Annotated in this window: 12 protein-coding genes and 1 pseudogene; 5 read left to right on the forward strand and 8 right to left on the reverse strand. The window is 35.1% G+C overall.

Annotation, left to right across the window (positions count from 1 at the left end):
* The first annotated feature begins 248 nt into the window (after positions 1-248).
* From BKP37_RS13720 to BKP37_RS13730, 3 genes are all read left to right on the forward strand, one after another.
* A complete protein-coding gene (locus tag BKP37_RS13720) occupies positions 249-1244 on the forward strand; it encodes an ABC transporter substrate-binding protein (RefSeq protein WP_071310173.1) in 996 nt (331 codons plus the stop codon).
* Positions 1245-1329: 85 nt separating this feature from the next.
* On the forward strand, positions 1330-2106 hold the full coding sequence (locus BKP37_RS13725) for an ABC transporter ATP-binding protein (RefSeq protein ID WP_071310174.1): 777 nt from the start codon (positions 1330-1332) through the stop codon (positions 2104-2106).
* Between the two features lie 31 nt (positions 2107-2137).
* Positions 2138-2893: an ABC transporter permease gene (locus tag BKP37_RS13730; protein ID WP_425424994.1), complete on the forward strand. Its 756-nt coding sequence runs from the start codon at positions 2138-2140 to the stop codon at positions 2891-2893.
* A gap of 429 nt (positions 2894-3322) precedes the next feature.
* Here the strand turns inward: BKP37_RS13730 and ytkD are convergent, their stop codons facing one another.
* Together ytkD and bcbE are read right to left on the reverse strand one after the other, a co-directional pair.
* Complete coding sequence (gene ytkD, locus BKP37_RS13735; RefSeq protein WP_281243068.1) at positions 3323-3829, reverse strand: RNA deprotection pyrophosphohydrolase; 507 nt, start codon at positions 3827-3829, stop codon at positions 3323-3325.
* A 93-nt stretch (positions 3830-3922) separates the two neighbouring features.
* Entirely contained in the window at positions 3923-5119 is a 1197-nt protein-coding gene (bcbE, locus tag BKP37_RS13740; protein WP_071310176.1) for a bacillibactin exporter BcbE, read from the reverse strand.
* Between the two features lie 481 nt (positions 5120-5600).
* On the opposite strand from bcbE, the gene BKP37_RS13745 reads away from it, so the two are divergent.
* Positions 5601-5798: a cold-shock protein gene (locus BKP37_RS13745; RefSeq protein ID WP_071310177.1), complete on the forward strand. Its 198-nt coding sequence runs from the start codon at positions 5601-5603 to the stop codon at positions 5796-5798.
* Positions 5799-6079: 281 nt separating this feature from the next.
* Here the strand turns inward: BKP37_RS13745 and BKP37_RS13750 are convergent, their stop codons facing one another.
* The 6 genes and pseudogenes from BKP37_RS13750 to BKP37_RS20175 all read right to left on the reverse strand — a co-directional run bounded on the left by BKP37_RS13750 (position 6080) and on the right by BKP37_RS20175 (position 11617).
* Positions 6080-6289, reverse strand: coding sequence for a twin-arginine translocase TatA/TatE family subunit (locus BKP37_RS13750; RefSeq protein ID WP_071310178.1), 210 nt, complete (start codon positions 6287-6289; stop codon positions 6080-6082).
* Between the two features lie 455 nt (positions 6290-6744).
* Complete coding sequence (locus BKP37_RS13755) at positions 6745-8661, reverse strand: molybdopterin biosynthesis protein (RefSeq protein ID WP_071310179.1); 1917 nt, start codon at positions 8659-8661, stop codon at positions 6745-6747.
* A gap of 15 nt (positions 8662-8676) precedes the next feature.
* Entirely contained in the window at positions 8677-9909 is a 1233-nt protein-coding gene (locus BKP37_RS13760) for a molybdopterin molybdotransferase MoeA (RefSeq protein WP_342707796.1), read from the reverse strand.
* A gap of 31 nt (positions 9910-9940) precedes the next feature.
* A complete protein-coding gene (gene mobA, locus BKP37_RS13765) occupies positions 9941-10543 on the reverse strand; it encodes a molybdenum cofactor guanylyltransferase (protein WP_245712531.1) in 603 nt (200 codons plus the stop codon).
* Between the two features lie 732 nt (positions 10544-11275).
* A pseudogene (locus BKP37_RS20565) lies at positions 11276-11456 on the reverse strand (hypothetical protein); the annotation flags it as partial.
* A gap of 23 nt (positions 11457-11479) precedes the next feature.
* Positions 11480-11617, reverse strand: coding sequence for a hypothetical protein (locus BKP37_RS20175; RefSeq protein WP_169823147.1), 138 nt, complete (start codon positions 11615-11617; stop codon positions 11480-11482).
* Between the two features lie 838 nt (positions 11618-12455).
* Here BKP37_RS20175 and BKP37_RS13770 point away from each other — a divergent pair.
* Positions 12456-13355 carry a polysaccharide deacetylase family protein gene (locus tag BKP37_RS13770; RefSeq protein ID WP_245712527.1) on the forward strand — a complete coding sequence of 300 codons (900 nt, stop codon included), beginning with the start codon at positions 12456-12458 and terminating at the stop codon, positions 13353-13355.
* The last annotated feature ends 45 nt before the right edge of the window (positions 13356-13400 follow it).

Here is a 13400-nt window from a genome sequence, read left to right on the forward strand (position 1 = left end):
GTAAGTTTATGACAGGAAAAAGATAAATTATTTAGTTAACCAATCTCATAATTATTCTCGCCACTAATTTGCTATTTTTAGTTACGTTAAACCGTTCATAACTAGATTATGCGGGTTGCTTTTGGTCATCTTGAAATTTACTCAAGTACTAACAAATAGTCACTTTTTCTATTGCTCTACACACACTTCTGGGCGGATTAACATATAGTATTACATAAAATAAATACGTTTTTCAGGAGGAATAAATAATGAAAGGTATTGGTAAAATTTTCTTGATGATTCTGACGGCTGTTTCAATTTTATTTTTTGTAGGGTGTTCATCCGATGATGATATGGATACCGTTCGCTTAGCAGAGGTGACACGTTCAATTTTTTACGCTCCACAATATATAGCAATTTCTGAAGGTTTTTTTGAGGAAGAAGGGATAAAAGTAGACTTAACAACGACTTGGGGTGGCGATAATACGATGACAACCCTTCTTGCAGGAGGTGCGGACATAGCACTAGTAGGTGCAGAGACTTCTATTTATGTCTATGCTCAAGAAGCAAATGATCCTGCAATTAACTTTGCTGCACTTACTCAGCAAGATGGAACATTCCTTGTCTCTAGAGAAAAAATTAGTAACTTTGACTGGGATATGTTAAAAGGCAGCACATTTCTGGGTCAACGCATTGGCGGAATGCCGCAAATGGTTGGGGAGCACGTCTTAAGAAAACACGGAATCGACCCTCATAAAGATTTAAATCTAATCCAAAACATCGACTTCGGAAATATCCCTAGCGCCTTTGCTTCTGGAACTGGAGACTATGTTCAACTATTTGAACCAACAGCTACACAATTTGAGATAGATGGTATTGGTCACATAGTGGCCTCATTTGGAATAGAATCTGGTACAGTACCTTACACTGGTTTTATGGCAAAGGAAAGTTTTATTAAAAACAATCGTGATGTTATTGAAAGATTTACTAGAGCATTATATAAGGCACAACAATGGGTAGAGTCAAGCTCAAATGAAGAAATAGCAAGGTCAATTCAACCATTTTTCAGCGATACTGATATAGAAGTAATTGAAAACGTGGTTCATAACTATAAATCTCAAGGCTCTTACGCAACAACACCTAGAATTAAAGAAGAAGCTTGGGAGAATCTCCAACAAATCATGGACCAAGCTGGGGAGCTACCAATGGAAGTTGAATATGAAAAATTAGTAAATACAGAATTTGCTGATAAGGTTATGGAATAGCTTTGTAGAGGTAAGGGTATGGCAAGAGTCGACTAATGACTCTTGCAATTATTAAATTAAATCAACACAAAAGGGAGGTTTTGCTGTGTCTATTGTAAATATTAACAATGTAGATAAAACTTTTTTTTCACAAGAAACTGCAACAACCGCCCTCAAAGATATTACACTCTCTGTTGATAATGGAGAATTTATTTCTATCATCGGTCCAAGTGGCTGTGGCAAGACAACATTATTATCTTTAATTGCAGGCCTCATTCAACCGACAAATGGAGAGATTATTATTGAGGGGCAGCAAATCTTGCGTCCATCACCAAAAACTGGTTATATGCTTCAACAAGACTATTTATTTCCTTGGTTAACAATCGAGCAAAATATTACAATCGGTTTAAAAACTATGAAAAAACTTATGCAAGATAAAAAGGAATACGCATTGTTGCTACTAGATAAAATGGGGTTAATAGACAAAAAAAATGATTTTCCTAGTCAATTATCTGGAGGGATGAGACAACGTGTTGCTTTAGTTCGAATGCTTGCAACACAACCAACTCTTCTTTTATTAGATGAACCCTTTTCGGCACTAGATTATCAAACAAAACTAAAGCTTGAAGATCTCGTCTCTCATACTATTAAAGAGCAAAAAAAAACAGCAATATTAGTTACCCATGACATTGGGGAAGCAATTGCCATGTCAGATCGGATTGTTTTATTATCAGCACGCCCTGGGACTATTTATCAAATATTTGAAATCCCTCAAGAACTAAGAGTTTTAATGCCATTCCAAGCAAGAAATCATCCAAGATTTAATGAGCTCTTTCAACAAATATGGAAGGAGTTGGAGAGCCTTGAAAAATTCAGTATCTAAACTCCATGAAGAATATAAGCAAAATAAACGTATTGAGAAAATTAAAATAAAGATTGTTCAATTAAGCATATTAGTCTCTTTTTTTGCTATTTGGGAAACTGCTTCTAGGCTACGGTGGATAGATCCTTTATTATTTAGTATGCCATCACGGGTTTGGAAACTCTTTATTGAAAAAGTAATAGATGGTTCTTTATTTACTCATTTATCTGTGACTTTATTCGAAACGATTGCAGGTTTTATTCTTGGAACATTTATAGGAACTATGTTAGCCGCAATATTATGGTGGTCTCCGTTTGTTTCACGCGTTCTTGACCCATACCTTGTAGTATTAAACTCGATGCCTAAAATTGCTCTTGGCCCTATTTTAATTGTTGGTCTCGGGCCAGGGTATTCTTCGATTATTGCTATGGGGGCTTTAATTTCGGTTATTATTACAACCCTAGTCGTTTATAATGGATTTAAGAATGTAGATGAGAACTATTTAAAAGTTGTGCAGACCTTTGGAGCAACTAAATCTCAATCGTTTCAATCCGTCATTTTACCAGCTACGTTACCAACAATCGTTTCAACATTAAAAGTAAACGTGGGACTTTCTTGGGTTGGTGTCATTGTAGGAGAATTTCTTGTCTCTAAAAAAGGACTAGGTTATATGATTATTTACGGTTTCCAAGTATTCAACTTCAATTTAGTCATTCTAAGCTTGTTAGTTATTGCAATACTCGCAACAGTTATGTATCAAGGTGTTGAGTTATTAGAACGAAAATTAATGAAACAACTTCAACAATAAATAGAAGATGCAAATCCTTAGGTCACGAGTGTGAGACATAATATTAGCATGAAAAACGCACAAAATATTTGTGCGTTTTTCTGACTCAACCTATATTTTTAGTAGCTACTCTATAGGATAGAGATTCCACTTTTTTTGAAAAAAAGCGTTTTTAATACTTTCGTAGACACAAGATCTCCTATTTGATCAAAATCATTAAAAAATAGCTATCTCAAGACTAAATAGGGAATGCTCTGGGGCAAAAACTTTAATAATTTAAGACTTTTAGCAAAATAACGAATTTGGTGGCCTTACAATTATTTTTCACCCCATATCTCTTATAAATTCTCCACGTTAATGGATTTCACAATTGTTTATTTTCGCTACTCTGATACTAAATGTTGTATATTTAGACTTATGTAGATCCATTTAGGTAATTATGAAATTCACTCAGTCAAAAATCATTTCTTTCTTTTTTATTATATCTAAACAATGGGTGAGAACACCGTCTTTCATTAAAAAGCTAAATTGTTTATTTTCTCGAATATTCTCAGGAAGGTCGCTAAATAAAGTAGGACCCTTAGTTTCAAAATAATGCTCTCTCTTTTCTAAACGGTCAATTTGGGCATAGTAGACATTTTTAATGACTATTTCATGTTTAGCTGTAACTTTATATTGACCTAAATTGAGTATTTTTTTTATAATTCCACCTGTTTCTTCGTAAACTTCACGAACAGCAGCTTGATCTGCAGTTTCACCTTCCTCTACTTTCCCACCTGGAAATTCAAACCCCCGGTCTTCATGACAGGTTAGAAGCCATTTATTTTTATATTGACAAATAATCCAAACGTGCTTTGGATTTTCGGAGAATGCATTTGGTACAAATGAAAGTTCTACCATATTATTGTAATAATCGACAAATGAAAATGTTTGATTAAGCAACGTTACTAATGACACTCCAATCTCCCTAATTTTCCTTTATTATACACAGATAAAAGAAAAAAGCATATCTAATTAGCTTCTCTATTTTAGAATATTATGTATCTCACTTTAATCATCCTCTGATGGTTTAATAAAAATCATTGATATTAACACGGCTATTAAGCTAATAAATGTAATAATAACAAACAAAATAAAATGAGAAACCTTCATAATAATAGCAACAATAGGTGGTCCTAATGCTACACCAACAAATCGCATACTACTATAAACAGACGTAATTGTACCTCTTTCTTCCTTTTCTATTCCTTCTGTAACCAGAGCATCTAAACTTGGCAAGGCAAATCCAATTCCTAACCCAGAAGCAAACATCGCCGTTAGTAGTACATAAATATCTTTTGTAAAAGCAACGGAAAAATTAGCAATTGTTAGAATTAGTAAACCAACAGTAGTAACTACCTTCATACGTTGTTTTTCTTTACCGATACCTTTCCCTGTAATATATGAAGAAAAACAGAGAGCAGCAAGTGGGATCGCAAGGATGATCCCTTTTTTAATTCCTTCAATGTTATGCTGTTCTTCTAACATTGTTGATAGGTAAAATAATACACCGAAAAGAACAAACATACAGATACAGCCAATTGCAAAGACTGCATATAACCAACGACCCTCATTTTTAAAAATGTACTTTAATGATCTGAAAAACACGTCTATTTTTGGAGGGACAATTGATAACGGAGGTGTTTTCACTAGAAAGATCATCATGAAAATTGAAATCAAACAAAACACAGGAAAAGCAAAAAATGGCATAAACCACACCGAAGCAGCTAGAATTGCTCCTAGTATTGGGCTCAAGACTTTCCCAAATGTATTTGCTGTTTCAATAACACCTAGACCCTTACTTACATCACTTTCATTTTGATAAAGATCGCCCACTAACGGCATGACTATAGGTGCGGCTCCAGCTGCTCCTACTCCTTGAAGTAATCTACCAACTATGATTGCTCCATAAGCATCTTTCATTTGCCATGCAGACCATCCAGAAATTAAACCACCTAAAGCGGCGATAACCAAACTCGGTATAATGATTCGTTTTCTTCCATATTGATCAGATAAATAACCTGCAATTGGAATTAAGGCAATAGCAACGACTGAATATACAGTAATAATCAAACTAACTTGTAGAGAAGTAATTTGTAATTCTTTCTCTATGGTCGGTAGGACAGGAATTAACATTGAATTCCCTAACGTCATTACTAAGGGAATTGAAGCCAAGGACACAAGATCCCATGTTTTTTTCTCTGCCATAATAACCTCGCCCCTCTTTACATTATAATTATGGTACTGGCTTCAATGAAGTAATAATCCTTGTCTTATTATTTTAGAAATAAAAAAATCTATTCTTAAACATACAGAGGCATATAAAAATATAAAAGCTGAACTTCAAATCAGTGGGGGGTGTCCTCCATCCCCACTGGGTTGAAGGAAATTTGTTATTCAAATACTTTGAGATGTCAAAAGATGTTATTAAATATAAAATGAATATTTTTATTCATTATGGGAAAATTATCAATGTCCATTTACTTGAGTGAATATCATAATTACCAAAATAAAGCCACATAACACATATCAAGTTACAATTGGTTTAACATAACTAGATATAGTGTCCTAGTGGCATGAATAATAAATTATGAAGTTCTTTAATTGGATAAAAAGCGAGTGAATTTTCTATCCAAAGAATGAGTAGATGGATATAAATTTCAGGTAACTATTTAGGAGGAATTTTTTAATGCAAGGTAAAGTTAAATGGTTTAATGCAGAAAAAGGCTTTGGATTTATTGAAGTAGAAGGACAAGATGACATATTTGTTCATTTTTCTGCAATTCAAGGAGATGGCTTTAAAACATTAGAAGAAGGGCAATCTGTAAGCTTTGAGGTTGAAACTGGCAATCGTGGACCACAAGCAGTTAATGTTGAAAAACTTTAAAAACAAACTTATATGAAGTACAGTCACAATAACTGTACCTAAAGTTTAATTATACTAGCTTATTCACATAATCGTGCTTCAAGTACAACGAAGGAGGGTTTCCAAAAGTATAGACTTTAAGGACACCCTCCTTCTTTATTATATTTTTCTTATAGATTAGTCTACGAATTACAATTAGCGCAATATTCAAATTCACTAATAAACATTACTTACTTTATCGTTATTAAATTAAGATAATTAATACAAAATTAATTACACTATACGATACCAATTAATTCCTCTTACTTTTCTGTTTTCTCTAATTTCTCAGAAGTATTATTTTTTTTTTCATCATCTTCAAATTCACTCGTTAATTCTCTAGTCGATTTCTTAAATTCCTTTAGCGTTTGACCCATAGCCCTACCGATTTCCGGAAGCTTTTTTGGCCCAAAAATAACTAATGCAATAACTAAGATTAATATTAACCCCGGAATTCCTATATTGCTTAACATGTAAGATCCTCCTCACTAAATTTAATTAAACTGATTTGTACTTAAGGGGCATAGCCCCCCACCTCTAAGCGTAGCGTAGGTGGGAACTTCCATTCAGGTGGAGTTGAGACTCCATCTGAATTTCCGATGTTCTAGCGAAGCTAGAACGAGTTCTCTTTCTTACGAAAAGCGCAAGGCGCCCGCCTATCGGCGACAAACACTGGAAGACCTGCTCGTAGCGGTCGGGTTTTTGACCGAAATCTATGTGCTTCTGCGTCTTCTAGCATAGCTTCGTAGCAAGCTTCCTCGAAGCAGTGTTTTGTGCGACGAGTAACCGCAGGAGCAAAGCTACATGAGGCTAATCGACGAAGGATCTCAAGCAGTAATTGAAGTCCGTTGCTTGTCTGAAGTTATCGAGCCGATGGCGCCTGGAGCTAGACAGTTTCCAAGTTAGAAATTTATAAATTCTGATTATGTTAAAAAATAGGCTCTATATTCCTTACTACTTTGTAGCCGCCTAATTGTTCAACCTTGTGTATAAATTCATCTGATTGGATGATCTTTAATAACATTTTCCCACTAACGCTATCATAAAAACTCTTTGTCATAACTATATCATAATCTTCATCAGCAACTGGTATAAAGTCTAGGTTCATTGTTTTGGCCGCCGAATATACACCTAAGCCAACACAATTTTGTTTTTCTTTTATTTCAGCTGCAACACTTAAATGAGAAAACATTTCTCTTTCGTATCCTCGAACATGTTCAGAAGTAAAGTTACTCATTTTTAATAAAGAATCAAATAAAATTCTCGTTCCTGCACCACGTTGGCGATTTACATATGTTGCACCCATTTTCACAATGTCTTCTATTGTTTTAATTTGAAGTGGGTTTCCTTTTGCAACAATCCACCCTTGCTCACGTTTTAAAAATGGAATAACTACTACTTCTTCTTTTGCTAAATATTTTTCCACGTACGGTAGATTATATGTCCCTGTTTCAGGATCTAGAAGATGAATTCCGGTTACATGAGCTTCTCCTTTTTTAATTGCCATTAACCCTGCTAAACTCCCAACATGAGAAGAGTTAATTTGCCTGCTTCCATCAGTCTTTTTCAATAAGGTAGAAATAATGTCAATCGATAAATCATGACTACCTGTAAATAGAATAGCCTTTTTAATATCCTCAGCTGATTTGTAAAGTTCAATTTCTACTTCTTCTCCTTGTTCTAAACCTAAACTATCAGGTCCAACAACTAAAATTCCATCTGCCCTAACCATCGACATCGTTACTCCTGCAGCGCGTGTAAGAGGATTAGCAATAAATTCTCCGTTAACATAGCCAATATTCATGCGAACAAAGTCTTCTGCACCCATGTTAGACACAACTCTTCTGCCTAAACGCACCCGCATTGTTTCACGTTTAGGCTCTTGAATACCTTGATAAGAACATACTAATGGACGAAGAAACCATTCTAGTGCTAAATAAGCAGATACAGGATAACCTGGAACACCTATGATTGGCTTACCTTTGACTTCTCCTAAAATTACAGGTTTACCAGGTCTAGTAGCAATTCCATGTGTATACACTACACCGAGGTCACTAATTACATGGTAGGTATAATCCTTTGATCCAGCAGAAGAACCAGCATTAATAATGATCATATCAGCTTCGTGAGCTGCCTTTTCTATAGCGTCACTTATTTCGTCCGGGTTATCGCCAACTATATCACCTAATAGTGGTTCACCACCCCACTCATGTATAAAGCTAGCGAAAACCTTTCCATTAAATTCGACAATATTACCAGGTTTTAGTGCTTCCCCTGGTTGAACAAGCTCATTGCCCGTCGGTAAAATAGCAACCTTTGGTTTTCTTACTACAGGGAGATCTAAGACTCCCCCTGCTAGTAACGCCCCTAAGTCTACTGGGCGAAGTTTATGACCTTGAGGTAAAATCATTTCTCCACAAACGACATCTTCACCTACTGGCCTAATATTTTGCCACGGAGTTGCTGGTGCGATAATCTCAATTGTCCATTCATCAATTTCCTGAAGATCTTCAACCATAATAACTGCATTAAATTCATTTGGAATGGGGTTACCAGTATCAACATACTTAAAGTCCTCCCCCTTTTTAAGATGAAGAGGCCTTTGTTCATGTGCTTCATATGTGTCTTCTGCACGGACAGCAATACCGTCCATAGCGGACGCATGGTAATGAGGCATTGAAAGATTAGCAAGAACCGGTAATGCTGTTACTCTTCCTAACGCATCACTCGTTGGGACTGTTTCTATTTCCTTAACCAACTTTATTTTTTGTAAAAGCTCCTCTTTTGCAAGGTGTCTTGGTTTATCTTGTAAATATACTTTACGCTTTATTTCACTTCCACTCACGAAAGTCCCTCCTAGTTAAAACATTATTGCCGACACAAGTTCACCTTTTCTGGCACCCTCATATTCCGATTTTATTTCAACAATTCCATCACTTTGAACAAGAGTGGAAATTAAACCTGATTTTCCGATGATAGGATCAGCCCACCACTCTCCATCTACTTCTAACAATTTCACCCGAATATAGTCAGCTCGTCCCATGGAAGAATGAATATTTTTCATTAACCGTACTTGGACTCTGTCTAATCGTTTACGGGATATTTCGCCACTTAACTTCTTTATAATTTTCTCAGCAAATAAGGAAAAAATGATCATAGCAGATGCAGGATGACCAGGCAAACCAATAACGGGCTTTTCTTCTGCCATTGCTAAAATCGTAGGCTTTCCAGGTTTTATTGATACTCCGTGAATAAATACACCTGGTAGGCCTAAGGACTCTATAACCTTTGTTGTATAATCCTTCGCACCGACAGAACTACCACCTGAAAGAACAAGGCAATCGACTTGATCAAATAATTCTTTTGCTCTATTTTGATATTCTATATAATCATCACTTACAATTCCACCATAAATAATTTTGGAGCCCCACTCTTTTACAAGGCTTGAAATTGTCAGCGCATTAATATCTCTAACTTGTCCTATTTGTAGATTTGTAGTTTCATAAGGAACAATTTCATCACCACTAGATAAGTAGCCAATTGTCAATTGTTTAAAAACTGTTACATGAGTTTTCCCTATAGCAGCAATCGCACCTAATTCCTGAGGCCGAAGCTTTGTGCCTTTCTTAACCACTACTTCTCCTGCTTTTACATCCTCACCAATTTGAATAACATTTTCCCCAGGAGCTACTTGTTTATATGTGTTTAATAAGTCTGATAGTTCTTCACAATGTTCAATCATAATTACACTATCACTATTAGGTGGCATCATCCCGCCGGTTGGAATGTAAATAGCTTCTCCATTACCAAGTGGAGTAGTTACCTCTTCCCCCATTACTACTTTACCGACAATAGATAAAAAACCAGGCAGCGTTTCTGAAGAACCATACGTTTCTTTTGCTTTTACAGCATAACCATCGACAGTCGATCTCTGAAAGCTTGGGACCGATTCTGTAGCAACTACATCTTCAGCTACTATACGGTGAAGAGAACTTGCTAACGGTATTTCCTCAGTTTCCTTAACCGATTTTACTAATTCTTCAATTTGTTTATATGTTTCCTCTACTGTTTTCACATTAAAAAATTGCATCATTAACTTCCTTCCTTTTTTCTTATGAGAGTTGCTATTGTTTTGCGATTATCTTTGCTTTTTCATATTCAAAAGGATGATTCATATTATAGAAAACTTGTTCAAGTTTATCAATTTCTTTATTTTTCAATTGATCTTCTGTCACATACTTCACATTAACTTTATTGAGCAGTGACTTAATTCTTAATTGTTTAGTTTCAAAACAATTTTCTATCACTCTTATAATAGATTTTTTATAGACTGCAAACAAAGGATGTTGTTCGCCGTCTATTACCGGAACAACTGCATCAAATCCATCACTTAACTCTACTAACAATTTGGCTAACTTTGAAGAAATGAAAGGCATATCGCAAGCTACAAAAAGGTTCGTATCATGGTTAGCTGTAAGTAAACCAGCATGTATTCCTGCAAGTGGCCCTTTATCTATTACTTTATCTTTTGTAATTGGGACATTCAAAAATCGATATCTTTCATCATCGTTAGCAACTAAAAGAATGTCATCAAATACTTCTCTCAAACTATTTTTTGTTCTTTCAATAGTCGTAATTCCATTAATTTGTAAAAGGGCTTTATTCTTCCCCATGCGACTCGACTTTCCACCTGCTAATATTACTGCCCCTGCCTTCAAAGAGCACACCTCTTTCTTGAAATAGAAATGTTTTACTGTGACGATACAATGAGTACACCTTTCTATCTTAATTCTTAATTCCTTCATTGTTCTTCGATACAATAAAGCTATTTTCTTTAATTTATTCACACCTTTTTCGATGTTCTCATCTTATTCTCCTAAAAAATCTGTTAATTCTATGATCCATTCTTTATAATTTCCATCATAAACGTTCATTTTTACTTGAGCAATGATTGGGAGACTTTTTTCAATATTTGTCATTATATCTACAACTTTTAACTTATCAAATTGCTTCTTCCATCCTGTTTTTAAGAAATGACTGTTTGATGATTTGTATAATTTCGGAAATTATTGTCGTGTTCATATATGCATCTCATCGTTATAGTTTGATCATCTTCTAAAAACGAAATTTAATTACAGAAAAAGAAATAGCTGTCCACTATTGGGACAGCTTTCCTTTTTTTATCCTATCCTTTATTCAAGTAAGTTGAGGGAGAGCATAACGCCCCCATATCGCTGTTGTGAGATTTCGCTTCTTTAATTTCAACTTTTATTACTAATTGATCATACCAATTTGTATAATGCTCTTTGCGTATTTAACCGGTACAACACCTTTTGTCATTCCTTGGATACTTTATAGTTTCGATGCTAATACATAAGAAGATATGGCGCACAACTACAGCTACCGAAATGCTAAAATCAGGTACACCATAATGGCCAATCCCATTCTTTTTCTTCTCATTTATCTCTTCGTGACGCACGATATAAAGGCTTCTGTAGCCTTCTATCATAAGTATATAACTGACTTGTAGAGTACCTTTACTGCAAAGTGAACCTCTATTAATTGGATGACCAGGATTGCCTTCAGTGAACACGACATCATTTTTTCATTAACATAAACTAAAATACCACAACCGACTGTTTAATCTTCAAAATCCTGTTTTGTTAGTTGATATGTCTCCAATTACATGTAAATTTTAACGTTATTGGAAACTCATCCGGACAATATTTTCGGATCATCACTGCTCCCCCTATACGTTCATTGAAACCAACTCTAATGTAACCGTTCTCTTTTTGTTCCATATTCCCCAATAAAGAACAAAACCCCTTCATGAAAATTTTACTTAGGAAGAATTTGAACTTGAAACATTCCATTTTTCTAGTGTTATAATGTAAGGATCCAAGTTTCATCCAAAACCTATTATTTTTTATTTTCACGTTATGCCAGTACGAAACATTCGTTTATTTTATTTAATCAGAATTTATAAATTTCTAACTTAGAAACTGTCTTGCGCAAGGCGCCATCGGCTCGATCACTTCAGACAAGCAACGGACTTCAATTACTGCTTGAGATCCTTCGTCGATTAGCCTCATGTAGCTTTGCTCCTGCGGTTACTCGTCGCACAAAACACTGCTTCGAGGAAGCTATGCTAGAAGACGCAGAAGCACATAGATTTCGGTCAAATACCGACCACTACGAGCAGGTCTTCCAGTGTTTGTCGCCGATAGGCGGGCGCCTTGCGCTTTTCTTATAAGTCTCCCCAGACTCCTGGACAAAAAAAGTCACAAGTAACGAGCTATCTCATCTAACAGTTAAAAGAGTACCATTAACGTCAGCTTAGATTCTGTGATTTTCATCACTTCTTGTGAACACTTTGTTACAAAAGGTACTTTCTCAAGATAATTTTTCCAGAAAAGAAATATAACCTTGCAAACGAAAATTTTAATAATTTAACAATCATTCGGTCTTACCTTCTCACCTAAGAACTATATCGATATAACAATAGCGTTATTACTTTCACAGATTATTTCACATGATACAAATTGACTTTATCACAAACGAAAGCTTTGTATATTTTTACACAACGTTAATTCATAGTATTAATAAGTCAAACATACTCATAAAGGTGGTAAAAAAATAGTGCTAAGGAAAATTACTTTGATACTAATGGTCAATATTATTGTCGCTGGGAGTTTCGCTTTTTTTCTTTTACAAAAAGAAAGAATAATCTTAGCTGACGATCATCGACACATAATGAGAAATAGATTATTAATTAACGTACCTTTGAATATCTCTTTTCTAGAAAATGATTTTATTTATTTGCTTGAAGAAAAAATTATTCAAATAAATGCCCAACAGTATCCGGAGCCAAAGCAATGGGGCGAAAATGTTTCTGGTGTTATACATAGACTACCAACGATGGAAAAGGTCATAGCATTAACCTTTGATGCCTGTGGTGGGGCATGGGGAAGTGACTACGATGAGGAACTAATCAATTTTTTAGTGGACGAAGAAATTCCTGCTACATTATTTATTAATAGTCGTTGGATTGACAATAACATGGAACAATTTCTCTATTTGGCAAACCTTAAACAGTTTCAGATTGAAAACCACGGGACTAATCACCGACCTTTATCAATTAAAGGTGGAACTGCTTGGGGAATTAATGCAACATCGAGTGTGCATGAGGTGATTGACGAAGTGATCAATAATTATAAAAAAATATACGAACTTACAGGTCAAAAAGCTCGTTATTTCCGTTCTGGTACAGCTTATTATGATGAAATAGCTGTTCAAATTGTTGAAGATTTGGGGATGGAAGTTGTAAACTATGACATTCTTGGTGATGCAGGAGCTACCTATTCAGCAAACCAAGTTAAAGAAGCCTTACTATCATCAAAACCCGGATCGATAGCTTTGTTACATATGAATCAACCTTCTAAGGGAACAGCAGAAGGTGTTAAATTAGCCATTCCTTTATTAAAAGAGCAAGGATTTACTTTCGTTACCCTTGATGAAGGATTTAAGCTTGGTGAATAGCAAGGAACATATAATCTTTGATGTTAATAAGACACCCATTAAACT

This window comes from Anaerobacillus alkalilacustris, assembly GCF_001866005.1.
Lineage (GTDB): Bacteria > Bacillota > Bacilli > Bacillales > Anaerobacillaceae > Anaerobacillus > Anaerobacillus alkalilacustris.